The 22,930-nt window shown below is 71.2% G+C and carries 26 protein-coding genes; 12 read left to right on the top strand and 14 right to left on the bottom strand.

The features are described from left to right. Positions 1 to 109 precede the first annotated feature (109 nt). Positions 110 to 1,450, top strand: coding sequence for an aspartate--tRNA(Asn) ligase (gene aspS, locus QRN30_RS10220; RefSeq protein ID WP_017888582.1), 1,341 nt, complete (start codon positions 110 to 112; stop codon positions 1,448 to 1,450). A gap of 109 nt (positions 1,451 to 1,559) precedes the next feature. On the opposite strand, the gene QRN30_RS10215 is transcribed toward aspS, so the two are convergent. The 5 genes from QRN30_RS10215 to QRN30_RS10195 all read right to left on the bottom strand — a co-directional run bounded on the left by QRN30_RS10215 (position 1,560) and on the right by QRN30_RS10195 (position 3,267). Further along, complete coding sequence (locus QRN30_RS10215) at positions 1,560 to 1,853, bottom strand: Dabb family protein (RefSeq protein ID WP_017888581.1); 294 nt, start codon at positions 1,851 to 1,853, stop codon at positions 1,560 to 1,562. Beyond that, on the bottom strand, positions 1,850 to 2,104 hold the full coding sequence (locus tag QRN30_RS10210; protein WP_042538082.1) for a glutaredoxin family protein: 255 nt from the start codon (positions 2,102 to 2,104) through the stop codon (positions 1,850 to 1,852). The genes QRN30_RS10215 and QRN30_RS10210 overlap by 4 nt, the downstream gene beginning before the upstream one ends. Before the next feature lie 88 nt (positions 2,105 to 2,192). Further along, positions 2,193 to 2,291 carry a 30S ribosomal protein bS22 gene (locus QRN30_RS10205; protein ID WP_003792170.1) on the bottom strand — a complete coding sequence of 33 codons (99 nt, stop codon included), beginning with the start codon at positions 2,289 to 2,291 and terminating at the stop codon, positions 2,193 to 2,195. A 109-nt stretch (positions 2,292 to 2,400) separates the two neighbouring features. Beyond that, positions 2,401 to 2,595, bottom strand: a complete 195-nt coding sequence (locus QRN30_RS10200; RefSeq protein ID WP_017888579.1) for a helix-turn-helix domain-containing protein — start codon at positions 2,593 to 2,595, stop codon at positions 2,401 to 2,403. Positions 2,596 to 2,751: 156 nt separating this feature from the next. Then, on the bottom strand, positions 2,752 to 3,267 hold the full coding sequence (locus QRN30_RS10195; RefSeq protein ID WP_017888578.1) for an ArsR/SmtB family transcription factor: 516 nt from the start codon (positions 3,265 to 3,267) through the stop codon (positions 2,752 to 2,754). A gap of 75 nt (positions 3,268 to 3,342) precedes the next feature. On the opposite strand from QRN30_RS10195, the gene QRN30_RS10190 reads away from it, so the two are divergent. Then, the gene (locus tag QRN30_RS10190) at positions 3,343 to 4,776 is read left to right on the top strand and encodes a TrkH family potassium uptake protein (RefSeq protein WP_017888577.1); all 1,434 of its coding nucleotides are present in this window, start codon (positions 3,343 to 3,345) and stop codon (positions 4,774 to 4,776) included. Continuing rightward, complete coding sequence (locus QRN30_RS10185; RefSeq protein WP_017888576.1) at positions 4,769 to 5,464, top strand: potassium channel family protein; 696 nt, start codon at positions 4,769 to 4,771, stop codon at positions 5,462 to 5,464. Before QRN30_RS10190 ends, QRN30_RS10185 begins: the two co-directional genes overlap by 8 nt. Positions 5,465 to 5,567: 103 nt before the next feature. Here the strand turns inward: QRN30_RS10185 and proC are convergent, their stop codons facing one another. Next, positions 5,568 to 6,398, bottom strand: a complete 831-nt coding sequence (proC, locus tag QRN30_RS10180; protein WP_284761045.1) for a pyrroline-5-carboxylate reductase — start codon at positions 6,396 to 6,398, stop codon at positions 5,568 to 5,570. 64 nt (positions 6,399 to 6,462) lie between these two features. On the opposite strand from proC, the gene QRN30_RS10175 reads away from it, so the two are divergent. Further along, positions 6,463 to 7,419, top strand: a complete 957-nt coding sequence (locus tag QRN30_RS10175) for a cation diffusion facilitator family transporter (RefSeq protein WP_274006551.1) — start codon at positions 6,463 to 6,465, stop codon at positions 7,417 to 7,419. Here QRN30_RS10175 and QRN30_RS10170 read toward each other — a convergent pair. After that, on the bottom strand, positions 7,400 to 7,834 hold the full coding sequence (locus QRN30_RS10170) for a nucleoside deaminase (protein ID WP_042538238.1): 435 nt from the start codon (positions 7,832 to 7,834) through the stop codon (positions 7,400 to 7,402). The two genes, QRN30_RS10175 and QRN30_RS10170, sit on opposite strands and share 20 nt — an antisense overlap. 76 nt (positions 7,835 to 7,910) lie before the next feature. On the opposite strand from QRN30_RS10170, the gene upp reads away from it, so the two are divergent. From upp to QRN30_RS10145, 5 genes are all read left to right on the top strand, one after another. Further along, the gene (gene upp, locus QRN30_RS10165) at positions 7,911 to 8,546 is read left to right on the top strand and encodes a uracil phosphoribosyltransferase (RefSeq protein WP_017888572.1); all 636 of its coding nucleotides are present in this window, start codon (positions 7,911 to 7,913) and stop codon (positions 8,544 to 8,546) included. Between the two features lie 491 nt (positions 8,547 to 9,037). Then, positions 9,038 to 9,805 (top strand): winged helix-turn-helix domain-containing protein, encoded by a 768-nt coding sequence (locus QRN30_RS10160; protein WP_017888571.1) that lies wholly within the window; start codon positions 9,038 to 9,040, stop codon positions 9,803 to 9,805. A 257-nt stretch (positions 9,806 to 10,062) separates the two neighbouring features. Beyond that, complete coding sequence (locus QRN30_RS10155; protein ID WP_235045702.1) at positions 10,063 to 10,575, top strand: MarR family winged helix-turn-helix transcriptional regulator; 513 nt, start codon at positions 10,063 to 10,065, stop codon at positions 10,573 to 10,575. Beyond that, positions 10,572 to 11,921: a cryptochrome/photolyase family protein gene (locus QRN30_RS10150; RefSeq protein ID WP_214532926.1), complete on the top strand. Its 1,350-nt coding sequence runs from the start codon at positions 10,572 to 10,574 to the stop codon at positions 11,919 to 11,921. The genes QRN30_RS10155 and QRN30_RS10150 overlap by 4 nt, the downstream gene beginning before the upstream one ends. Continuing rightward, on the top strand, positions 11,918 to 13,387 hold the full coding sequence (locus tag QRN30_RS10145; protein ID WP_284761044.1) for a serine hydrolase domain-containing protein: 1,470 nt from the start codon (positions 11,918 to 11,920) through the stop codon (positions 13,385 to 13,387). The genes QRN30_RS10150 and QRN30_RS10145 overlap by 4 nt, the downstream gene beginning before the upstream one ends. Positions 13,388 to 13,461: 74 nt before the next feature. Here QRN30_RS10145 and QRN30_RS10140 read toward each other — a convergent pair whose 3' ends face one another. Beyond that, on the bottom strand, positions 13,462 to 14,433 hold the full coding sequence (locus QRN30_RS10140) for a carbohydrate kinase family protein (RefSeq protein WP_159556777.1): 972 nt from the start codon (positions 14,431 to 14,433) through the stop codon (positions 13,462 to 13,464). Positions 14,434 to 14,592: 159 nt separating this feature from the next. On the opposite strand from QRN30_RS10140, the gene QRN30_RS10135 reads away from it, so the two are divergent. Then, positions 14,593 to 15,174 (top strand): TetR/AcrR family transcriptional regulator, encoded by a 582-nt coding sequence (locus QRN30_RS10135; protein WP_017888566.1) that lies wholly within the window; start codon positions 14,593 to 14,595, stop codon positions 15,172 to 15,174. A 151-nt stretch (positions 15,175 to 15,325) separates the two neighbouring features. Here the strand turns inward: QRN30_RS10135 and QRN30_RS10130 are convergent, their stop codons facing one another. From QRN30_RS10130 to QRN30_RS10110, 5 genes are all read right to left on the bottom strand, one after another. After that, on the bottom strand, positions 15,326 to 15,940 hold the full coding sequence (locus tag QRN30_RS10130) for a superoxide dismutase (RefSeq protein WP_017888565.1): 615 nt from the start codon (positions 15,938 to 15,940) through the stop codon (positions 15,326 to 15,328). Positions 15,941 to 15,984: 44 nt separating this feature from the next. Then, entirely contained in the window at positions 15,985 to 16,494 is a 510-nt protein-coding gene (locus QRN30_RS10125) for a flavin reductase family protein (protein WP_284761043.1), read from the bottom strand. Between the two features lie 141 nt (positions 16,495 to 16,635). Next, a complete protein-coding gene (locus QRN30_RS10120; protein ID WP_017888563.1) occupies positions 16,636 to 18,159 on the bottom strand; it encodes an MFS transporter in 1,524 nt (507 codons plus the stop codon). Between the two features lie 213 nt (positions 18,160 to 18,372). After that, entirely contained in the window at positions 18,373 to 19,380 is a 1,008-nt protein-coding gene (locus QRN30_RS10115) for a LacI family DNA-binding transcriptional regulator (protein ID WP_042538087.1), read from the bottom strand. After that, the gene (locus QRN30_RS10110; RefSeq protein WP_259575929.1) at positions 19,359 to 21,395 is read right to left on the bottom strand and encodes an aldo/keto reductase; all 2,037 of its coding nucleotides are present in this window, start codon (positions 21,393 to 21,395) and stop codon (positions 19,359 to 19,361) included. The genes QRN30_RS10115 and QRN30_RS10110 overlap by 22 nt, the downstream gene beginning before the upstream one ends. A 155-nt stretch (positions 21,396 to 21,550) precedes the next feature. On the opposite strand from QRN30_RS10110, the gene QRN30_RS10105 reads away from it, so the two are divergent. Next, the gene (locus QRN30_RS10105; RefSeq protein ID WP_017888560.1) at positions 21,551 to 22,099 is read left to right on the top strand and encodes a TetR/AcrR family transcriptional regulator; all 549 of its coding nucleotides are present in this window, start codon (positions 21,551 to 21,553) and stop codon (positions 22,097 to 22,099) included. 66 nt (positions 22,100 to 22,165) lie between these two features. Further along, positions 22,166 to 22,336, top strand: coding sequence for a hypothetical protein (locus QRN30_RS10100; protein ID WP_017888559.1), 171 nt, complete (start codon positions 22,166 to 22,168; stop codon positions 22,334 to 22,336). Between the two features lie 91 nt (positions 22,337 to 22,427). Here the strand turns inward: QRN30_RS10100 and ribH are convergent, their stop codons facing one another. Next, entirely contained in the window at positions 22,428 to 22,907 is a 480-nt protein-coding gene (ribH, locus tag QRN30_RS10095) for a 6,7-dimethyl-8-ribityllumazine synthase (RefSeq protein ID WP_017888558.1), read from the bottom strand. Positions 22,908 to 22,930 lie beyond the last annotated feature (23 nt).

Below are 22,930 nucleotides of genomic sequence, written 5' to 3'. Positions count from 1 at the left end.
GCCACGGGCCTCCCGGCCATCGGTGGAGAACGCCGGACGCGGGCGGCCCTGTTGAGGGAGGAGCGCTGCCGCCCACGCCCCCAGACGCAGGCGGTTAGACTCGACCACCGTGATCGAACGCACCCGCATCGCCGACCTGGCAGCCCTCCCCGACGGTCCCGTCTCCGTGGCCGGATGGGTCGAGACCGTCCGAGACCAGAAGAAGGTGCAGTTCGTCGTGCTGCGCGACGAGACCGGCGCCGTCCAGCTCGTGAACCCGGCGACGCGCGAGGCCGAGGACGGCGACGACGCCGCACAGTCCGCGCTCGCGACCACCAACGAGATCTCCGGCCTGGCGCACGGCACCTTCGTGCACGTCACCGGCACGCTGAAGCACGACGAGCGCGTGAAGCTCGGCGGGCTCGAGGTCAAGATCGGTGCGCTGCAGGTGGTGAGCGCCGCGATCCCGGAGACCCCGATCGCCGACGACTCGTCGCTCGACAAGCGTCTCGACTGGCGCTTCCTCGACCTGCGCAACCGCAAGCAGAACCTGATCTTCCGCATCCAGACGACGCTCGAGCACGCGTTCCGCACGTACTGGGTCGACCGCGACTACATCGAGATCCACACCCCGAAGCTGATGGCGTCGGCGTCCGAGTCGCGCGCCGAACTGTTCCAGCTCGAGTACTTCGAGACCACCGCCTACCTGGCCCAGTCGCCGCAGAACTTCAAGCAGATGGCGCAGCCGGCCGGCTTCGGTGCCGTGTTCGAGATCGCCGACGCCTTCCGCGCCGACCCCTCGTTCACGAGCCGTCACGCCACCGAGTTCACCAGCGTCGACGCCGAGTTCTCGTGGATCGAGTCCCACGAGGACGTCATGGCGATGCACGAAGCGGTCCTGGTCGCCGGCATCACCGCCGTCAAGGAGAAGTACGGCAAGGACATCGAAGAGGTCTTCGGCTTCGAGCTGCAGGTCCCCGCGACGCCGTTCCCCCGCGTGACCCTGGCCGACGCGCGCAAGATCGTCGCCGACAGCGGCTACGACGTCGTCCGCGCCGACGGCGACCTGGACCCCGAGGGCGAGCGCCGCGTCGCCGCCTGGGCGAAGGAGCACCACGGCTCCGAGTTCGTCTTCGTCACGGAGTACGACGCCTCGATCCGGCCGTACTACCACATGCGGAAGCCCGGCGACCCGTCGGTCACCAACAGCTACGACCTCATCTTCAACGGCGCCGAGATCTCCACAGGTGCCCAGCGCGAGCACCGTGTCGACGTGCTCGAGGCGCAGGCCGTCGAGAAGGGTCTCGACCCGGAGGAGCTCGGCTGGTACCTCGACTTCTTCCGCTACGGCGTCCCGCCGCACGGCGGCTTCGGCATGGGCCTCGCGCGCGTGCTGATGCTCATGCTCGGTGAGCCGTCGATCCGCGAGGTCACGTACCTGTTCCGTGGCCCGACGCGCCTGACCCCGTAGTCACCAGCGAGTGAGCAGAAGAGGTCGCCTCCGGAAATCGGAGGCGACCTCTTCTGCTCACTGGACGCACGCAACGCACGCAGCGCCGGGGCGGGACGGGAGGCCCGGCTCAGCTCTGCCAGTCGATGGCGGCCCGCGCGGTGACCAGGTCGCGGATCTCGGCTGCCGCGGCCTGGTGCGCCGGATGCACCTGGTACTCGTCGAGTCCGGCGAGGTCGTCGAAGGTGGCGACGACCGCGACGTCGCTGTTCTTCTCCGGGTAGGCGACGTTCTCGACGACCTCGAGCGAACGGATCGACCCGATGGTGCCGGTGAGGCCGGTCAGGAGCTCACGGATCCGGGCGATGGACGCGGCGCGGTCGAGGTCCTCGCGCAGGGTCCAGGCGACGACGTGGGAGATCATGCGGGGGAACCGGCCTTCTCGAGGGCACGTGCGAGCCGGTCGGCGTCGACGTGCCAGTTGCTGTGGACGCGCCCGTCGATGAGCACCACGGGGATGTCCTCCGCGTACTCCTGGCGGAGGGCGTCGTCGTCGAGGATCGAGCGTTCCTGCAGGGTGACCCCCGGGTGGTCGGCGACGACGCGTTCGACCACGGGCCGGGCGTCGTCGCACAGGTGGCATCCGGGCTTCGTCAGGAACGTCACTGCGGGCATGGTCCCAGCGTAGCCCGGGAACGCAAAAGCCCCGGCGAACCGGGGCTTCTCGTGCAGGTCCTTCGACCTGCGCAGACCTGTTGAGGATCTACTTCTTGTTGCGTCGCTGGTGACGCGTCTTGCGAAGGAGCTTGCGGTGCTTCTTTTTCGCCATGCGCTTACGACGCTTCTTGATGACAGAACCCATGTGGACCTCGCTCGGACTGATGCTGATGTACGGACACCGGGCCGAAGAGACCGCGGAAAATCAACCTGCCCGAGTCTACCGGCTGCCCGCTGTGATGTCGAACGCGCGCTCAGCCGACGTCCGCCACACCACCGCGCAGCACGTCGGCGACGGCTGACTCGGGGACGCGGAAGGAGCGGCCGAAGCGGATCGCGGGGAGCTCCCCGGCGTGCACCATCCGGTAGACGGTCATCTTCGAGACGCGCATCATCTCGGCGACCTCAGCGACGGTGAGGAAGCGCACATCGTCGAAACTGCCGGTCATGGTCCGCCTTCGGGGCTCGCACGCGCTGCGCACGCCAGTGGTGTGACCTGTGTGGTCAGTGGCAACTGTAGAGGCGCGTGCGACCCGGTGTCCAGGATCAGTCCGAGCAGCGCGCACCGACCCTCGCCAGGTGCTCGCCGGCGGGTGTGACGGGACTCAGTCCTCGTCGCCCCGACGGGTGAAGCGCTTGCGGCTGCGGTCGACGACGCGCTCCCAGCCCTGCTGCGCGCCGGAGATCGCGGCGGTCGCCCGGTACGACGCCTCCGCCATGACGCGACCGAGTTCGGTGCCGACCTCCACCGTCGCCTTGCCGGCCGCACCGTTCCGGCGGATCGACACGGGCTGGCCGTCCGGCGTCCACGCCGTGGTGGCCGGGGTGCCGTCGGCGTCGACCGCCCCCGTGAACGGCAGGACCCACTCCTCCAAGCGCACGAGCGGCTCCGGGTCGAGTCGGTAGTAGCGGTGCTGCCCTTCTTCACGGCTGGTGACGAGACCGATGTCACGCAGGACACGCAGGTGCTTCGACACCGTGGGCTGGCTGACCCCGAGGCGTTCGACGAGCTGGCCGACGCTGAGCTCCCCGCCGGTGACGTCCGAACCGTAGGCGGACAGCAGGGTGCCGAGCAGCTCGCGCCGGGTCGGGTCCGCCACGACGGAGAAGATGTCGGCCATGGTGGCAAGGCTAGCCGGGGCACCACGGATGTACCATGACGAACCGTCCCGGCCCATGTCCTCGGAGGCATACGCATGCTCGACCGAACCGAGCCGATCCCGCACCACGTGGGTGTCGGCCGACGACGGGCGAGCCGGATCGCGACGGTGCTCCGCTCGTCACCGTCCCGGCTGGCGATCGTCGTGTTCATCGCGCTGATCTTCCTGTTCACGGTGCTCTTCATGACGCCGTGGGCCACGGCGGACCGCAGCAGCACCCACTTCGCGGACGCCCTGTTCACCGCCGCGTCGGTGGTCTGCGTGACGGGGTTGTCCACGGTCGACATGGCGACGCACTGGTCGGTGTTCGGCAAGGTCCTGGTGGTCATCGGCACCCAGATCGGCGCCGTCGGCGTGCTGACCTTCGCGTCGATCCTCGGCTTGTTCGTCACCCGCAAGCTCGGCCTGCGCGCCAAGCTGATGGCAGCCGGCGACTCGAACCCGCTCCGCACCCACCACGGCGCCGTGCCCGAGGGCCAGGCCGTCCGGCTCGGCGAGGTCGGCACCCTGCTCGCGACCGTGGCGGTGAGCACGCTGTCGATCGAGATCGTCCTCGGGCTGCTGCTCCTGCCGTCGGTGCTCATCGCCGGCATCCCGTTCTGGACCGCGGTCGGCGACTCCTTCTACTACGCGGCCATGGCCTTCACGAACACCGGGTTCTCGCCCAACGCCGACGGCCTGGACCCGTTCGCCCACGACTACTGGTTCCTGTCGCTCCTGATGGTGGGGGTCGTGGCGGGGTCCATCGGGTTCCCGGTGATCCGTGCCCTGACGAAGCAGTTGCGCACCCCGCGCCGCTGGCCGATCCACGTCAAGCTCACCCTGGCGACGAGCGCGGTCCTGCTCCTCGGCGGCGCGGCCGTCTACATCGCGCTCGAGGCGTCGAACCCGACGACCTTCGGCGAGGAAGGCGCCGGGCGCACCGCGTTCCAGGCACTCTTCCTGTCGACCATGACCCGGTCGGGTGGCTTCTCGCTCGTCGACTTCGACCAGCTCAACGGCTCGAGCCTGCTCGTCACCGACATGCTCATGTTCATCGGCGGCGGGTCCGCCTCGACCGCCGGTGGCATCAAGGTCACGACCCTCGCGGTGCTGTTCCTGGCCGCCGTCGCCGAGGCCCGCGGTCGTCAGAGCATGGAGGCCTTCGGCCGCCGGATCCCGAGCGACGTCCTGCGGGTCGCGGTGGCCATCGTGCTCTGGGGCGCGACGATCGTGGCGGTCGCGACGGTGGTGCTCCTGCAGATCACCGACGACTCGCTCGACCGCGTGCTCTTCGAGGTGATCTCGGCGTTCTCGACCAGTGGCCTGTCCTCCGGTGTGTCCGCGGACCTGCCCGAACCGGGCAAGTACGTCCTCGCCGCCACCATGTTCCTCGGCCGGGTCGGTACAGTGACCATCGCCGCTGCCCTGGCCGCCAGCCAGAGCCGGCAACTGTTCCGCCGTCCCGAGGAGAGGCCGATCGTTGGCTGACCGCACCCGTTCGTCGCACCAGCACGGTGCCATCAGTCACGACGCTCCCGTCCTGGTCATCGGGCTCGGTCGCTTCGGTGCCGCCACCGCCGGCCAGCTCGAACGCCAGGACCGCGAGGTGCTGGTCGTCGACACCGACGCCGGGCTGGTGCAGAAGTGGTCCGACCGGGTCACCCACGCGGTGCAGGCGGACGCCACCGACATCGACGCGCTCCGCCAGATCGGCGCACAGGACTTCGCCATCGCCGTCGTCGGCACCGGCAGTGACCTGGAGTCGAGCGTCCTGATCACGGCGAACCTGGTCGACCTCGGCGTCCCGCAGATCTGGGCGAAGGCCATCAGCCGGTCGCACGGCACGATCTTGTCCCGCATCGGCGCGAACCACGTCGTCTACCCGGAGCGTGAGGCCGGCGAGCGCACGGCGCACCTGGTCTCCGGCCGGATGCTCGACTTCATCGAGTTCGACGACGACTTCGCCGTGGTCAAGATGTTCCCGCCGCGCGCGGTCCGCGGCAAGGACCTCGCCACGACGGTCATCCGGACCCGCTTCGGCCTGACGGTGCTCGGCATCAAGCCGCCCGGCAGCCCGTTCGTGCCGGCGACGCCGGACAGTGTCATCGGCGAGGACGACGTCATCATCGTCTCGGGTTCGGAGAGCGACCTGGAGCGCTTCGCCGCGTACGAATAGCGCGGCCCGCTCAGCGGTGCCGCGCCAGCGGCACCGCGGGCCGCGCCGACCGAGCCTGCGAGGGAGGGGCAGCGTCCGCACCGCACCCCGGCGCTGCGCTGCGCTACGACGCGGCGATCTCCTCGGCACGTGCGATCGCGGCGCGCGACGCGCGCAGCAGCGTGTCCGCCAGGTCGGCGTCCTGCAGCACCGCGACGGCACGCTCCGTCGTGCCCTTCGGGCTGGTGACCGCACGGCGCAGGTCGGCGGGCTCGCGGCCGGAGCGCTCGAGCAACTCGACGGCGCCCCGGACCGTGCCCTGCACCATCGTCGCCGCCTGTTCGTGGCTGAACCCGAGCTCCTCGGCGGCACGCTGCCACTGTTCGACCAGCAGGAAGACGTAGGCGGGACCGGAGCCGGACACCGCGGACAGTGCGTCGAGCTGCGACTCGGGCACCTCGATGACCTGGCCCGAGGCGGTGAACACCGACGACGCAAGCGCGACGGCCTCGGCGTCGGCCGAGGTACCCGCGCTGATGCCGGTGACGCCGTGGCCGACGCCGATCGGGGTGTTCGGCAGGGCACGGACGACCCGGACACCGGCGGGCACCCGTGCCTCCATGCTCGCGGTGGTGGTGCCGACGGCGACGCTGACCAGGACGGCGCCGGGCTCCAGGGCACCGGCGACCTCGTCGAGCAGGTCCGCGATCATGTACGGCTTCACGCCGACCACGACGAGGGCGGCTCCGCGGACCGCCGCCCGGTTGGCGTCCGGGTCGGTGTCGCTCGCCGTGGCGTCGAGACCGCGCTCACGGTGGGCCGCTGCGGATGCCTCGGACTTGGTGGTCAGGGTCACGGTGGCCGGGTCGAGTCCCGCGGCGAGCAGGCCGTCGAGGACCGCGCCGGACATGGAACCGACCCCGAGCAGGGCGGTGCGGGGCAGGTCGATCGTCATGCTCCCGACCCTACCGACGCCACCCGCCTAGGATCGTGTCGCAGACCACGAGAAGGGGACAGCTGTGAGCGCTTCCGGAGGCACGAAGGCGATCTTCGCCGCACTCGGTGCCAACATCGGCATCGCGATCGTGAAGTTCATCGCGGCGGCGATCAGCGGCTCCGCGTCGATGCTGGCCGAGGGTGTGCACTCCCTGGCCGACTCGGCGAACCAGCTCCTGCTGCTGCTCGGTGGCCGCAAGGCCCGACGCGCCGCGGATCAAGAGCACCCCTTCGGCTACGGCCGTGAACGCTACGTGTCCGCGTTCGTCGTCTCGATCATCCTGTTCTCGGTCGGCGGTGTGTTCTCGCTCTACGAGGGCATCGAGAAGCTCGCCCACCCGCACCCGCTCGAGAACTGGTGGCTGCCCCTCGTCGTGCTCGTCATCGCCATCGGGCTCGAGGGCTTCTCGCTCCGCACCGCCCTGAAGGAAGCCCGGCCGCAGAAGGGCTCGCAGAGCTGGGTGCAGTTCGTCCGCCGCGCGAAGGCCCCGGAGCTGCCCGTCGTGATGCTCGAGGACACCGCTGCCCTGTTCGGCCTGGTGTTCGCCCTGTTCGGCGTCGGCCTGACCGCGATCACCGGCAACGGGGTGTTCGACGCGATCGGCACCATGCTCATCGCGGCGCTGCTCATCGCCGTCGCAGTGGTGCTCGGCATCGAGACGAAGAGCCTGCTCGTCGGCGAGGGCGCCACAGCCGCCGACGTCGAGCGCATCAAGCAGGCGGTGCTCGACGGCCCCGAGGTCGACGCGATCATCCACCTGAAGACCCTGTACCTCGGGCCGGACGAGCTCATGGTCGGCGTGAAGGTCGCCGTCGACGGGGACCGCCGGCTCGGTGACGTCGCCGCGGGGATCGACACCGTCGAGCAGCGGGTCCGGAGCGCCGTGCCGATCGCCCGGGTGATCTACGTCGAGCCGGACGTCCTGCGCACCGGTCCGCAGCCGCCGACCGAGGCGATCGTCATCCTCGCCGCGGACTGAAGAAGGCGTCGAGCAACTCGGCGCATGCCGCCTCGAGCACCCCGCCGATGACCTCGGAGCGGTGCGGCAGCCGGCGGTCCCTGGCGATGTCGTAGACGCTGCCGCTGGCACCGGCCTTCGGGTCCCACGCGCCGAACACGACCCGGGGCACCCGCGCGGCCATGACCGCGCCGGCGCACATCGGGCACGGTTCGAGCGTCACCACGAGCGTGTGCTGCTCGAGGTGCCAGTCCCCCGTCACCGCCGCGGCGGCACGCAGTGCGAGGACCTCGGCGTGGGCGGTCGGGTCCTGCCGCGCCTCGCGCTCGTTCCGGCCGGTGGCGACCACGGCCCCGTCGCGGTCGAGCACCACGGCGCCGACCGGCACGTCGTCGGTCTCCAGGCACCGTCGAGCCTCGTCGAGCGCGCGCTCCATCGCCGGGACGAACGGGCGGGCTGCTGGCTCCTCCACGGGACCTCCTGACGGTCGACGGCACGCTAGGCTCGACCCTATGCGAGTCCACGTCGCCGACCACCCGCTCATCACCCACAAGCTCTCGGTGCTCCGCGACCGTACGACGCCCTCCCCCACGTTCCGCGCCCTGACCGAGGAGCTCGTCACGCTCCTCGCGTACGAGGCCACGCGGGGCGTCCGGGTCACGGCGACGCCGATCGACACACCGGTCGCGCACACCATGGGCGTCGCGATCGCCAAGCCGCGCCCGCTCGTCGTCCCGATCCTCCGTGCCGGACTCGGCATGCTCGAGGGCATGGTCAAGCTCGTCCCGACGGCCGAGGTCGGCTTCCTCGGCATGGCCCGCAACGAGGAGACCCTCGAGCCGCAGACCTACGCCGAGCGCCTGCCCGACGACCTGACCGGGCGCCAGTGCTTCGTGCTCGACCCGATGCTCGCCACCGGTGGCACCCTGGCTGCTGCGATCGACTTCCTCTTCGCCCGCGGTGCGCAGGAGGTCACGTGCGTGTGCATCCTCGGCGCGCCAGAGGGCCTCGCGATGGTCGAGCAGGCCGTCGGCGACCGCAACGTCTCGATCGTCCTCGGCGCGCTGGACGAGAAGCTCGACGAGAACGGCTACATCGTCCCGGGTCTCGGCGACGCCGGCGACCGGCTCTACGGCCTGGCCGAGTAGCGACCACCCCACGGACAGGAGGCGCGGTGCCGGTCGGCACCGCGCCTCCTGTCGTCCGTGCGGTCGCGCTCACCGCACCGTCCGTGCGGACGGTTGACACCGCGTTGGTATACCGCAGATACTCGTCACATGACTGCAACCGTGTCCACCCGCGTCCTCTCCGAGGCGTGCTCCTCCGCAGGGGCAGTGGGGACCGTCGGCACGATGATGCCGACCATGTCGGTCATGCGTTGTCGAATGTGTGCCTGATCGGCACCCGTTCCAGCCGGATCCCCCGCGACACCACCCCCGTCGCGCGAGCGTGATCCCCGGGTGACGGACACCGTCGGCGACGCGCACCACGTCACGAGGTCTGTCTCCCGTTCCCCCGGGTCGGCCCCGGTCCGCAGCAGGACCGCAGGGCACATCGGCGTACCGCCGTACCCGGGATGACGCATTCGACACCGGCCACCGCCCACCCGCGCACCGGCCACACCGCCCGGAGAACCACCATGTCGCTCACCATCGCCCAGCCCCGCACCGCGCTCCGCTCAGTACCGACCCCGACCGACCTCGGCACCGTGACGCCGATCCGCCCGCGACCCGTCTCCCCGGCCGCGAGCGGACCGGCCACCGCGCCGACGAGCCCGGTGGTCGCGCCGCAGCGGAACCGCGCCCTGCCGGAGGGCACCGAGGCTCGCGGCTTCGCCCTGTACGTCGGCATCGACGAAGCCAAGGCCGCGGCCGCCGGCACGACCCTGGCCGCGGTCGTCGAGCAGCTCAAGGCACTCACCGCCCAGCTCGTCCCGTCGTCCGAGACCTACGCGGCCGTCGCCGTCGCCGCCGAGCACTCCGGTGGCCGCGACGTCGACGTCGTCCGCCTCGCACTGCAGGACCGCTCCGCGGTGGCCGCCCGCAAGCAGGCCGAGAAGCCCGAACCCGAGGAGACGGGCGTCGTCATCGACATCTCCCGGAAGCGCGTGACCCTCGACGGTGAAGCCGCGCCCCTGACCTACAAGGAGTTCGAGCTCCTGCAGTTCCTGGTCCTCCGCGAGGGCCAGACCGTCGACCGCTCCGCGATCATCGAGGGCCTGTGGTCCGACGGCGAGGACGAGACCCCGAACGAGCGCACCATCGACGTGCACGTCCGTCGCCTCCGCTCCAAGCTCGGCGCCTTCGAGGAGATCGTCCGGACCGTGCGCGGCGTCGGCTACCGCTTCGACCGGCACGCGGACGTCGCAGTGCGGTACGCGTCGACCCCGTCACCCGACCTCTTCTGAAACGCTCCGACTGCTCTTGGTGAACTCGCAGCGAACCGGGCCCGGAGAGGCTGGCGCCCCGTTACCGCTTCGTTATACAGTCGGTGGTGCAGACGGTGTTTGCTGTGGCACCGCCTGCGGAATGTGATTGCAGGAAACTCTTGGTGCTAGGGAGAGGGCCGGTCGCCGACAGGTGGCCGGCCCTCGTGCATGTCGCCCGGCTCCTGTCGGAGCCCGTCGGTAGTGTGGTCAGTCCGACGACCGGAGGGAACGCGAACGTGAGCGAGACACGCCGCAGTGAGAAGGCGACCGCCGTGGCCGCCTGGGAAGCGCTGTTCCGCGCCCAGGTCGCCGTGATGCGGAGTCTCAACGCGGACTTCCCCGGCGACGAGATCTCGTTCAACGAGTACGACGTGTGCTTCAACCTGTCGACCCAGCCCGGTCGACGCTGCCGGATGCGCGACCTCACCGGGCACCTGCTGCTCACCCAGCCGAGCGTCAGCCGTCTGGTCGACCGACTGCTCGCCCGCGGCATCGTCGAGAAGCAGCCGGACCCCACCGATGCCCGCGGCGTGATCGTGGCGCTGACCCCGCACGGCTTCGACGTCTACCGGCAGGTCGCCGTGCAGCACGCGGCGAGCATCGCCCAGCAGGTGGGCGCCGGCCTGTCCGACCCCGAGCTCCGCACCCTCACCGAACTCTGCACCAAGCTCCGGCTGGCAGTCGGCACGGCACCGGGCCGGCGGTCGACGCCACGAGCGGTCACCACGCTGGATTCGGCGACGGTGTGACCGGCGCGATCGTCTGGCTCCGTGACGACCTGCGGCTGTCCGACAACCCGGCGCTCCGTGCGGCGATCGACCACGGCGGCGACGTCACCGTGGTGGTCGTCCTCGACGAGCAGTCCCCCGGACTCCGTCCGATCGGTGCGGCGAGCCGCTGGTGGCTGCACCACTCCCTGACCGCGCTCGACGCCGACCTGCGCGAGCGGGGTTCCCGGCTGGTCCTGCGACGCGGTGCCGCGGCGCAGACCATCGACCAGCTCGTCGCCGAGACGGGCGCGGACGCCGTGTACTGGAACCGTCGGTACGGCGCCGTCGAGCGCGACATCGACGCCGGGATCAAGGCCGCACTGCACGATCGCGGCATCGAGGCGCACAGCTTCGCCGCGAACCTGCTCTGGGAACCGTGGACGGTGCTCACCGGCCAGGGCGAGCCGTACAAGGTGTTCACGCCGTTCTGGAACGCCGTCCAGGCACTGCCCGAGCCACGGCACCCCCTGCCGGACCCGGACGACCTGCCCGCTGCGGCCGACGTCACCGGTGACGCACTGTCCGACTGGGCGCTGCTGCCGACGGAGCCCGACTGGGCCGGTGGGCTCCGCGACGCCTGGACCCCGGGCGAGCACGGCGCCCGGCAGCAGCTCGAGCACTTCGTCGAGCACGCGCTCGAGGACTACGACCAGCGGGACGAGCCCGCGATGGAGGCCACGAGCAGCCTCTCCCCGTTCCTGCGGTGGGGCGAGATCAGCCCGTACCAGGTGTGGCACCGCCTGCACGAGCGGCTCGAGCCCGCGCAGCGCCAGAACGCCTCGGCGTTCCTCCGGCAGCTGGCATGGCGTGAGTTCAACTGGAACGAGTACTTCCACTGCGACGACATCGCCACCGTCAACGTCCGTCGGAACTTCGACGCGTTCCCCTGGCGTGACCCCGAGGAAGCCGAGCTCGAGCGCTGGCGACAGGGCCTGACCGGCTTCGACCTGGTCGACGCCGGCATGCGCGAGCTCTGGCACAGCGGTGCGATGCACAACCGGGTGCGGCTGGCCGCCGGGAGCTTCCTGGTGAAGAACCTGCTCGTCGACTGGCGCGTCGGGGAGCAGTGGTTCTGGGACACGCTGGTCGACGCCGACCCCGCGAACAACGCGGCGAACTGGCAGTGGGTCGCGGGTTCCGGCTTCGACGCCGCACCGTACTTCCGTGTCTTCAACCCCGATCGGCAGCTCGAGCGGTTCGACCCGCACCGCGAGTACGTCCACCGCTGGGTTCCCGCCGACGAGCTGCGCCCCGAGCCGATGGTCGACCTGAAGGCGTCACGCCAGCGGGCGTTGGACGCCTACGAGCGGATGCGCCGCTCGTGAAGGATGCGCCGCTCGCGAACGATGCGCACCCCGCGGTGGCTGCGGTCGTCGACCAGGTCGACGAGCTGTTCCGCGCTCGTGTCGAACAGGGCATCGCGCCGAGCAGTGTGTGGGGCGTGTTCGACCGTTCCGGGCTCGTCGCCTCCGGCGGGCACGGCGACCGCGGTGACGGTCAGCGGCCGGACGCGGACACCGTGTACCGCATCGCCTCGTGCACCAAGAGCGTCACGGCCGCGACCCTGCTGACGCTCGTCGCCCGGGGCTTGCTCGACCTCGACGCCCCGATCACCGACTTCGTGCCGGCCTTCGACGCCGTCGCCCTGCCGACCCCGGACTTCCCCGTCCCCACGGTGCGGATGCTGCTGACGATGTCGGCCGGGTTCCCCACCGACGATCCCTGGGCCGACCGCCAGGAGTCCATCTCGGACGCCGAGCTCGACCAGGTCCTGCGTGCTGGCCTGCTGTTCGACTCCCTGCCCGGCACCCGCTTCGCGTACTCGAACCTGGGGTACGCACTGCTCGGCCGGGTCGTCTCCGTCGTGACGGGGCAGCCCTTCACCCAGGCCGCCAGCGAGATCGTGTTGCGTCCCCTCGGACTGGCCGACACGGTGTTCCGCGCCGACGAGTCCAGCGGGTTCGTGGTCACCGGTGTCCGCGGGCACGAGGGCGACTGGGAACCCCTGCCGATGACCGGGCCCGGCGCGTTCTCGTCGATCGGTGGACTGTTCTCGACCGTGCGCGACCTGGCTCGCTGGGCGACCCACCTCGGCTCTGGCTTCTCCGGCGCGCCCGAACCCGGTCCGGTCTCCCCCGCCGACCGCCGGCTCATGCAGCAGGCGATGCGGGTCGTCCCCCCGTCGGTCGTCCCGGGTTCGCCCCGCGCAACCGCGTACGGCTTCGGGCTGTTCGTCGAGCAGGACGACCGCTTCGGCGAACTCGTGTCCCACTCCGGCGGCTACCCGGGCTTCTCCGCCCACATGCGGTGGTCCGTGCGCGACGGCCTCGGGGTCGTCGCGTTCGAGAACGCCACCCAGGCCAAGGTCTCCGCTGCCGCGCAGCAGGCGCACGACCTCGTGCTCGGGGCGGCGCTGACGACGGACGCACCCGCGGCGACCGGACCGAGCACCGGGGCGGCGGTGACCAGCCGCGCGACGCGAGCCGCGCAGGCCGCGGTGATGCGCCTCCTGGCCGACTGGCGCGACGACCTGGCGGACGCGATCTGCACGCCCAACGTGGCGATGGACGTGCCCTACGACCGTCGACGGCGCGCGGTCGCCCAGGCCGTGTCCGAGGTCGACGCCGACCTCGCTGCGACACCGGTGGCCGAGTCCTCTTCCGCACCGTCGCACCTGCGCTGGTGGATGCCCGGCGCGTGCGGGCGGCTGCGCGTCGAGATCCGGCTCGCACCCGTGGGTGCCGGACTCGTCCAGACCCTGAACGTGGTCGCCGAGCCGTCGGAGCGCTGACCCGCAGGCAGCACCGCCGGTCAGATCGCGCAGATCACGCAGATCACGCAGATCACCCAGGTCGCTCAGGTCGCTCAGACCGGCGGCCGACCGCCCACGAAACCGAGTGCCCGAGCGGCGACCCGGGTGCCCTCGCGTGCCGCCGCACCGACCCGCACCGGGTCGGTCGCCCAGGCGCGGACGAACCCGGCGACGAAGGCGTCCCCGGCGCCGATGGTGTCGACGACGGTCGCGGGCGTCGCAGGGACCCGTTGGACGCTCCGCCCCCGGCGCCCGATCAGTGCGCCGTCCGCCCCCGCCGTGACGACGACCAGCGGGACGTGCTCGGTCAGCCGGCGCACCGCGGCGTCGAGGTCGTCCCCTCCGCCGAGGGCGAGCGCCTCCTGCTGGTCGGGGAAGAGCACGTCGACGCCCCGCAGCGCCTGGAGGAACCGGTCCGCGCCGACGGTCTCGATCACCGCGACCGACGAGGGGTCCACCGCGACGCGCGCCGGCCCTGTCCGGGCACACGCGACGAGTGCGGCGAGCCGGTCGACCCCGCCGCCGAGCATGGCGGCACCCGTCAGGTGCACGATGTCAGCACGTGCGACCAACGAGGGCGGGACGTCGGCCGCGCTGATCTTCCCGCTCGCCGCCGGATCGGACATCGCGGTGCGGCCGTGGTCGTTGCGGACGGAGACGACGACGCCGGTGGACGTCATCGCGTCGTAGCGCAGGTGGGCTCGGACCCCGGCGTCCTCGAGCGCACGCTCGTGCCGGTAGACGTCGTCGACCCCGACCCGGGCGACGACGTCGACCTCGGCCCCGAGCCAGCCGAGCCAGGTGGCCGTGTTGCCGCCGGCTCCGGTCGGACGGTGGCGGATCTGCGCTGCCGGGTCGTGCACCCCGATCCGGTGCGCGGTGGTGTGCACGAGGACGCCGTCCAGGACGTCGCCGACGACCAGGAAGCGTTTTCCGGCGCCACGGCGTCGGCCCGCGACCACCCGTCCAGCGGGGGTCCCCTCGGGCCGTGACGGCGGCAGAGCGCGCTCGAACGGCATGGACATCCGCAACAGTGTACTTGAAAACGAGTATTGCTCCGTTTCTATCGGTGGAAACGGAGGGTGCACCAAGGATATGCCTCCTTCAGGTCCGCTCCCGAAACTGATATACCGATGCTAGTATGTGAACGGTCGCGCGACCACCGCCACGACGACGGAGATGCCATGCCCAGGAAGCCCGACCCGACCCGCAAACCCGCGATCCTCGAGAAGGTGGTCGACCACTTCGTCGAGACCAAGATCGAGGACGTCACGGTCCGGGGCCTCGGCCGTGTGCTCGGGACGAGCGCCTACCCCGTCGTGTACCACTTCGGCTCGCGGGACGCCCTGATCGACTCCGTCGTCGAGCACCTCGCGGCCAACCGCCCGGCGACGGCGCTCGATCCGGCATCCGATGTGGATGCCCTCGCCGATCACCTGGTCGCGACCTTCGGCGGACTCGACGACCCGCACCGCGCGTTGGCCGCACGACTCACCTTCGAACTCGGATCGGTCGAGTCCCTCGACGGGCGCGACCGACAGCGCCGTGCGCACCGCTGCCACGTCGCGGCCATCCGGGCGTGGTGCCGCGAACACGGTGCCGACCCCGTCCTCGCCGAACGAGCTGCCCAACGCACGGTGATGGCCGCACGCGGGGCCCAGTGGAGCGCGCTGGTCGACCGTGCCCAGACCGACGTCGACGCCGCGCTGCGTCGCATCGCCCACGACCTCGCCGCCGGTGCGCCCGGCCGCGACGCCGTGCGCTGAGCGCACGCGGCGGTGCCCCCGACGACCAATCGGTCGCATCCGCGACGGCTGCGCCCGGTCCTCCCCCTGACCACGAACGGGAGGCACGCTGCCAGCTGGCACCGTGCCTCCCGTTCGTCAGGTGGTCACCGTGGTGACCCGCCGACGCGGATCAGAGCGTGACGAACCGCTGCGACTTCGCGTTCTCGAAACGAGCGGCGACGTTCTCCCAGTCGACGATGTTCCAGACGGCCTTGACGTAGTCCGCCTTGACGTTGAGGTAGTCGAGGTAAAAGGCGTGCTCCCACATGTCGAGCATGAAGATCGGGACGAGACCGAACGGGATGTTGCCCTGCTGGTCGAAGAGCTGGAACGTGGTGAGCTTCTGGCCCACGGTGTCCCAGGCCAGCACGGACCAGCCGGAGCCCTGGATGCCGTTCGCGACGGCGGCGAACTGCGCCTGGAACTGCTCGAACGAACCGAAGAACTCGTCGATCGCCGCGGCGAGCTCGCCCTCGGGGACCTTCGTGTCCGGACCGAGGTTGGTCCAGAAGATCGAGTGGTTCACGTGACCACCGAGGTGGAACGCGAGGTCCTTCTCGAGCTTGTTGATCGCACCGAAGTTGCCCGACTCACGGGCCTCACCGAGCTGCTGCAGCGCGGTGTTGGCACCGGTGACGTAGGCCTGGTGGTGCTTGTCGTGGTGCAGCTGCATGATCTTGCCGCTGATGTGCGGCTCGAGCGCGGCGTAGTCGTACGGCAGTTCCGGCAGGGTGTACTCAGCCATGTGAGGTCCTTTCGATCAGTGGGTTGTGGACGCGGCTCCGCGGCTCACGAGAGCCGGGAACGATCGGTGAGGGAGTGGAATTCCCGGTTGTGGTAGACCAGCGGCTCGCCACGGTCGGCGCCGACGGCGATGTCGAGCACCTCGGCGACGACGACGGTCGAGCTGCCGATCGGGGTCGTCGACAGCGGTCGGCAGCGGAGGGCACTCGCCGCACTCGGCAGGTAGCGGTCGCCGGACGGCAGGGTGCCCCAGATCGGGTCGTCGGCCGCCGGGCTGCCCGTCGAGGCGAAGCGCTTGGCCAGTGCGACCCCGAGGGAGTCGACCAGGTGCACGACGAAGATCGGCGCACCGAGCACGACCCCGGCCGAGCCGGAGTTGGTGGAGAGCGAGAAGACGAGGACGGGTGGGTCGACGGCGACGCTCGCGACGCTCGAGGCGGTGAGGCCGGTCGGTCCGTCCGGGCCTTCGGCCGTGATGACGGCGACGCCGGCAGGGTGCCCGCGGAACGCGGACTTGTACGCGTCGGCGATGGTGGCCGGTGCTTCGTCGGGCATGGTGATCGTGGTCGTTCCTTCGGGAGGGGCTGCCGTCACTCGGCGGCTGTCACCCAACGTATGACCTGAACCCTGGTTGAGGTCAACGATTCACAGGTTCGGGGACGGCCGGGCGCGCCGTGGCGACGACTCCGCGCCCGCTCAGCGGCGCTTGAGCATGACGAGCGCACCCGCTGCCGCCACGACCATGAGCACCGCCGCGACGCCCGCGGTGATCGTCACGCCGGAGTCGAACGCCGCCCGTGCCGACTCGAGCAGTGCCTGCCCGGCGCCACCACCGAGCTGCCCGGCCGCGGCGACCGCGCCACCGAGGGTCTCCTGTGCCGCGACGTGCGCCGACGAGGACAACCCGTCGGGCACCACGACGTGCGCCCGGTAGGTCGTCGCCAGGATCGTGCCGAGGACCGCGGTGCCGAGCACGGCACCGATCTCGTACGCCGTCTCGGACATCGCCGATGCCGCACCGGCCTTGTCCGCCGGTGCCGTCGAGATGATGAGGTCGTTCGTCACCGTCTCGGACGCCCCGATGCCGATGCCGAGCAGCACGAACGCGAACGCCAGGGCCGCGATGGACGCGTGGTGTCCGAGGACTGCGACGAGGGCGTACGCCGCCGCCGAGAACAGCAGCGCCACCGACACGACCCACCGCGGTGCGACCCGGGCGACGACCGGCACGACCGCGAGCCCGGCGACGATGGTCAGCACCGACCCCGGGATGAGCACGACGCCGGACGCGAACGGGTCGAGCCCGGCCACGAGCTGCAGGTGCTGGGCGATGAAGAACAGGAACCCGGTGAGCGAGAACATCGCCGCCAGGTTCATCAGCACACTGCCGGTGAAGGCCGTGCTGCGGAACAGCCGCAGGTCGAGCATCGGCGTGCGGGACCGCAGCTGCCGGCGGACGAACGCGATCCCGCAGACGACACCGACGGCGAGCATGGCGATCGCGAGCCCCCGCTCCTCGGGGTGCACGACGGACTTGATGGCCCAGGCGATCGGTGCGAGGGCTCCGAGGGACAGGAACATGCTCGGCAGGTCGACCGGCCCGGGCAGCGGGTCGCGGGACTCCGGCACGCAGAACGGCACACCGACGAGCATGAGCACGAGGATCGGCACCGCGACCAGGAACACGCTGCCCCAGTGGAAGTGCGCGAGCAGGGCGCCACCGACGAGCGGGCCGAGCGCGTTGCCGGCGGCGAACATCGTCGACCAGACGGCGAGCGCCATCCGCCGCTCCCCCGCGTCGACGAACACGTTGCGGATGATCGACAGCGTGGCGGGCATGAGCATCGCGCCGAAGACCCCCATCGCGATCCGTGCCGCGACGAGCATCCAGGCGTCGGTCGCGAAGGCCGCGGCCACAGAGAACAGGGCGAAGCCGGTCGCGCCGATCACCAGGATCCGCCTGCGGCCGATCCGGTCGCCGATGCTGCCCATGACGACGAGCAGTCCGGCGAGCACGAGCGGGTACGCGTCCACGATCCAGAGCTGCGTGGTGGCGTCCGGGTTCAGCGCGCGGCTGATCGACGGCAGCGCGAAGCTCAGGATGGTGTTGTCCACCGAGATGAGCAGCACCGGCAGCATGAGCACGGCGAGCGCCAGGAACCGTCGGGCGCGGCTCCCGGTGACGCGGGTGGCGACGGGGCTGGTGAGCAGTGCGGACACGGCGGACTCCTGGGACTTCGAGCCGGACCAGGTCGACGGCGGGTGGTACGTGGGGCAGACGAGACGGGACGCGGGATGGACACGCGCCCCGTCAGGACTCCGTTAGTGTACCGTCCGGACGGTTTTGGTTGCAAGTGCAACTGACGACGGCCGGGAGGCCCGTGGCGGTCGTGCCGTCTGCCGTCGGGCCGTCCTCTGGTCGCGTTCTCGGACCTACGCCGATTCGCGGAGCAGCAACCGGTGTCGCACCGTGCGCTCCACGGCTGCGCCGGAGCGCGGCAGCTCGCCCGCGAGCATGCCGAGCGCGAGGTCGAGGGCCTGGCCGGCGACCTCGTCCAGGTCGACGGCCAGCGTGGTGAGTGTCGGCGCGACGAGCGTCCCGAGCGGCAGGCCGTCGACACCGACCACGCGGACGTCACCGGGGACGTCGACGCCGGCACGACGGCACGCCGACAGCACGCCGAGGGCCAGCACGTCGTTGAACGCCAGGACCGCGTCCACACGGCGGTGCTCGGCGAGGATCCGCTCGGTCTGCTCGGCACCGGCCTCGGCGGTGGGCACGGACGCGATGACGAGGTCGGGCAGGTACCCGCGGTGCCGCAGCGCCGCGACCATGCGCTCCCCCCGCTGGCTCGGCACACCGTCGGCGGCGGCGTCGAGCACGACGGGGTGCTTCACCCCGGTGTCGACGAGGTGGTCGGCGAGGTCCTCGATCGCGGCGGTCGGGTCGATCCGGACCGCGGCGCGGGTCACCGGGCCCGAGGGGTCGAGCTCGACGACGGGGACCGAGCCGAGCCGTTCGATCCACTCCGGCGCCCGGGACCCGAGGTAGCCGATCACGACGTCGGTCTGCGCGCCGAGGGACTCCACCATCCGGTCCGAGTCGCTCGCGAGCCCGACGTCCGCGAGCATGACGTTCCACCCGCGAGCGGCGGCCAGGCCGAGCACCGCCGACGCGAGCGCGGGGGCGTAGGGGTTCCGCAGGTCGTTGACGACGAGTCCGAGCTGGTGGTCGCCGCCGGTGACGAGCCCGCGGCCGAACCGCGACGGCCGGTAGTCGAGCGCCGCCGCGGCCTGGAGCACGCGGTCCTTGGTCGCCGCGCTGATGCCGGACATGCCGTTCATCGCGCGGGTGACGGTCTGCCGGGACACCCCGGCGGCCGCGGCGACGTCGATGATCGTCGCGCGGCCGCCCGGGGTCAGGCGCGGAGGTCCAGCCATGCCACCTGTTCCGGGGTGAGGTCGACGGAGAGGCCGGTCATGGACGACCGGGCCTCCGCGATCGTACGGGGTCCGAAGAGCGGGAACGTCGGGAACGGCTGGTGGAGCACGTACGCCAGGGCGATCGCCGTCGCCGGGACGCCGAACTGCTCCCCGAGTTCGCGTGCACGCCGGAGCCGCTCGAAGTTGTCGTCCGAGTAGTAGCAGCGGACGAGCTCGGCGTCACTGGTGTCCTCGGGCGTCGCGCGGCCGGTGAAGAAGCCGCGGGCCTGCGACGACCACGGCAGCAGCGGGACCTGGCGCTCCTCGAGCCAGGCCTTCGACGCGGCGTCGGTCGCGTGCTCGCAGCCGTCCCACGGCACGTCGTACGCCTCGGCGAGGCCGAAGTGGTTGCTCAGGACCTCGAACCCGTGCTTCCCGTTGGCCCGGGCGTAGGCGTTCGCCTCGTCGAAGCGCGCGGGGGTCCAGTTCGAGCCGCCGTAGACGCGGATGCGGCCGGCACGACGGTGCTCGTCGAGCACGTCGACGAACTCCCCCACCGGGATGTCCGGGTTGTCCCGGTGCATCATGTAGATGTCCGCGTAGTCGGTGCCCTGTCGGTCCAGGCTCTCGAGCAGCTGCCGGGTGATCGACTCCGGGTCGCAGTGCGGGGTGTGGGCCCCCTTCGTGATGACGACCACGTCCTCGCGGATCCCCCGGTTCTGGATCCACTTGCCGAGCCGCCCCTCGAGCACCCCGCCGCCGTAGATGTACCCGGTGTCGAAGACGTTGCCGCCCTGCTCGACGAACAGGTCGAAGATCGCGCTGGCGTGGGCCAGGTCGGGCTGGTTGTCGACACCCATCACCAGGCGGGACATCCGCTTGCCGACACCCGGCACCTCGCCGTACCGCATCGGGTTGCCGTCCTGCACTGCGAGCGGTCGGCCGGACACCGTCGGGATGTCGGCGGACTCGGCCTCGAACGGGTAGCGCAGGCCGATCGCCGCGCGCCACCGGTCGAGCGTGCGCGCGGTGGCGAGGGTCTCGTCGATGGTCATCTGCGCTGCCTCGACCGCACCGGCACGCAGGGCGTCGGTGGTGGCGTCGGCCTCTCGGGCGTAGGGGTGCTCCCCCGCGAAGGACAGCGAACGAGGGGGTTCGTCGACCGTGCGGATCTCGATCGTGGGGTCGTCGCCGAGCGTCCAGGGGTCGGTGAGGACGATGCGGCCGCGCGTGCCGTACACCGACACCGCGTTGTCGTCCTGCACGGAGACGCCGGTGCGGACCGCCGCCGTGATCCCACCCTTGTAGGTGAGCTGCGCCACCGTCCACTCGTCGACGCCGGTCGGTCCGAGCGTGCCGGTGGCGGTGAGGTCCACGGGCTCGGCGACCGCGACCCCGGTGGCGGCCTGCACGATCGCCGCGGCCATCGTCACCGGGTAGCCGCCAACGTCGAGGATCCCGCCGCCGGCGGTGTCGACGTCGAACAGCCGCCCCGTGCGCTCCCCCGTCCGGAACGCGAACGAGGCGTCGATGTGGGTCACGTCGCCGATCACGCCGTCGCGGACCAGGTCGACCAGCGCCGCGGTCTGCGGGTGGAAGCGGTACATGAACGCCTCGACGAGCGGCAGGCCGGCCTGGCGAGCGGCATCGGTCAGCGCCATCGCGGTGCCGTGGTTCACGGCGAGGGGCTTCTCGCACAGCACGGCCTTGCCGGCCTGGAGTGCGGCGAGCACGAGCCGGGCGTGCCCGGTGTGCACGGTCGACACGTAGACGGCGTCGACGCGCGGGTCGGCGAGGACCTCGTCGTAGGTGCCGGCGGTCACGTCGGCGAACCCGTACCCGGCAGCCTCGTCGGCGAAGACCTGTGCGCGTTCGCTCGAGGAACTACCGGCCGCCACCAGGACGCCCCCGCTGGCGGGCAGCTGCGAGAGGAAGCGTCGGGCGATGCCGCCGGGGCCGAGGACGGCCCACCCGGGGCGGTCCGTGGTGGTCGGGGTCGGGGTGGTGGCGGTGTTCGCCGTCTGCGCTGACATGCGGATCCTTGTCGTCTCGTGAACCTTCACGGTCGCTCCGACCGTAGCCCCTGCGGGCGCGATCGGCAACGGGCACGCGGCACTTCGTGAGCGTTCACGGCGACTGCGGCCGTGCTGGCGTCCGCGCCCCCGGGAACTGCTCCTAGACTCTCGGCATGGCCAGTGCCCGCGACCGTGTCCTCGACAGCTTCGTCGCCATCGTGTGCGAAGAGGGCGAGCGCCCCGCCACCCTCGACGCCGTCGCCGCGCGCGCCGGTGTCTCGAAGGGTGGGCTGCTCTACCACTTCGGCTCGAAGGCCGCCCTGGTCGAGGGGCTCTGCGAACGGCTGTCGGACCTGTCCGCGATCGACGTCGAGCGCATGCAGGACGCCGAGGACGGCGCCGCGCGCTACTTCGTCCGCAACTGCCTGTTCGTCGGCAGCGAGCTCGACCTCGCCCTGCTCGCCGCGAGCCGCCTGCAGCAGGCCGGCTACGAAGAGGCGGGTCGCACCCTCGACGACACCGAGAACGCCTGGCTCACGACACTCGTCGACGCCCTGGGTGACGAGCCGACCGCGCAGGCCGTCAAGCTCCTCGGCGACGGGCTGTACCACCAGGCCTCACTCGGGGCCGCGAGCGAGGTCCGACCGAAGCGCGGCAGCGTCGACATGGAGACCCTGCTCGCCGTCGTCGACCGTCTGATCGCGACCCGACCCGGCGCGTGAACCGGCACACCCCCTGCTGGGGATAGACTGGGGAACGATCCACTCGTCGACACCCGGAGGTATCCCGTGGGCCGCGTCATCGCCGCTGTTTTCTCGATCCTGCTGCTGCTGGTGTCGATGTACCTGTTCGGGTTCGCCTTCCAGGTCGAGTCGGGCCAGGCCTTCGTCTTCATGGCGGGTGTGCTCCTGATGAGCCTCTCCTTCTTCCTGCCGATCCACGTGTTCGGCAAGCGCTAGCGGGCGCAGCCGCTCGACGAGCGCAGACAGAACGGCCCCGCACCTCACCGGTGCGGGGCCGTTCTGCGTGGAGCGTCAGGCCGAGAGCGGCTCAGGCCAGGACGCGCAGCGACCGCAACGTCACCGCGGTGCTGATCGCGGCGTGTGCGGCCTCGGCGCCCTTGTCCTCCTTGGAGCCGGGCAGCCCCGCACGGTCGAGGCCCTGCTGCTCGTCGTCCAGGGTGAGCACACCGAACCCGACGGGCTTGCCGGTGTCGATCGCGACCTGCGTCAGCCCGGTCGTCGCGGCGCCCGAGACGTACTCGAAGTGCGGGGTGCCACCGCGGATGATGACGCCGAGCGCGACCGCGGCGTCGAAACCGGCGCCGAGCGCGGTCTTCGCGACCACGGGCAGCTCGAAGCTGCCGGGGACGGGGATGACGTCGGCCGTCGCCCCGAGCCGCTCGACCTCGCGCTGCGCCCCGGCCAGCAGTCCCGCAGCGATCGTGTCGTGCCACTGTCCGGCGATGATGGCCACCCGGATCCCGGTGCCGTCGACCTGGTCGCGGTCCGCCGCGCCTGCTCCGCTCATCGTGTCGTTCCTTCCGTGGGCGC

Source organism: Curtobacterium sp. MEB011 (assembly GCF_030209655.1).
GTDB lineage: Bacteria > Actinomycetota > Actinomycetes > Actinomycetales > Microbacteriaceae > Curtobacterium > Curtobacterium poinsettiae.
This window is presented reverse-complemented; position numbering and strand designations above follow the sequence as displayed.

Coding starts and splice junctions, on each gene's coding strand:
- QRN30_RS10205 (WP_003792170.1), bottom strand. CDS start 2,291: ATGGGTTCTGTCATCAAGAAGCGTCGTAAGCGCATGGCGAAAAAGAAG.
- proC (WP_284761045.1), bottom strand. CDS start 6,398: ATGACGATCGACCTGCCCCGCACCGCCCTGCTCGGGGTCGGTTCCATG.
- QRN30_RS10115 (WP_042538087.1), bottom strand. CDS start 19,380: ATGGCTGGACCTCCGCGCCTGACCCCGGGCGGCCGCGCGACGATCATC.
- QRN30_RS10105 (WP_017888560.1), top strand. CDS start 21,551: ATGGCCAGTGCCCGCGACCGTGTCCTCGACAGCTTCGTCGCCATCGTG.
- QRN30_RS10140 (WP_159556777.1), bottom strand. CDS start 14,433: ATGTCCATGCCGTTCGAGCGCGCTCTGCCGCCGTCACGGCCCGAGGGG.
- QRN30_RS10135 (WP_017888566.1), top strand. CDS start 14,593: ATGCCCAGGAAGCCCGACCCGACCCGCAAACCCGCGATCCTCGAGAAG.
- upp (WP_017888572.1), top strand. CDS start 7,911: ATGCGAGTCCACGTCGCCGACCACCCGCTCATCACCCACAAGCTCTCG.
- QRN30_RS10190 (WP_017888577.1), top strand. CDS start 3,343: ATGCTCGACCGAACCGAGCCGATCCCGCACCACGTGGGTGTCGGCCGA.
- QRN30_RS10170 (WP_042538238.1), bottom strand. CDS start 7,834: ATGGAGCGCGCGCTCGACGAGGCTCGACGGTGCCTGGAGACCGACGAC.
- ribH (WP_017888558.1), bottom strand. CDS start 22,907: ATGAGCGGAGCAGGCGCGGCGGACCGCGACCAGGTCGACGGCACCGGG.
- QRN30_RS10110 (WP_259575929.1), bottom strand. CDS start 21,395: ATGTCAGCGCAGACGGCGAACACCGCCACCACCCCGACCCCGACCACC.
- QRN30_RS10160 (WP_017888571.1), top strand. CDS start 9,038: ATGTCGCTCACCATCGCCCAGCCCCGCACCGCGCTCCGCTCAGTACCG.
- QRN30_RS10210 (WP_042538082.1), bottom strand. CDS start 2,104: ATGCCCGCAGTGACGTTCCTGACGAAGCCCGGATGCCACCTGTGCGAC.
- QRN30_RS10125 (WP_284761043.1), bottom strand. CDS start 16,494: ATGCCCGACGAAGCACCGGCCACCATCGCCGACGCGTACAAGTCCGCG.
- QRN30_RS10195 (WP_017888578.1), bottom strand. CDS start 3,267: ATGGCCGACATCTTCTCCGTCGTGGCGGACCCGACCCGGCGCGAGCTG.
- QRN30_RS10215 (WP_017888581.1), bottom strand. CDS start 1,853: ATGATCTCCCACGTCGTCGCCTGGACCCTGCGCGAGGACCTCGACCGC.
- QRN30_RS10200 (WP_017888579.1), bottom strand. CDS start 2,595: ATGACCGGCAGTTTCGACGATGTGCGCTTCCTCACCGTCGCTGAGGTC.
- QRN30_RS10130 (WP_017888565.1), bottom strand. CDS start 15,940: ATGGCTGAGTACACCCTGCCGGAACTGCCGTACGACTACGCCGCGCTC.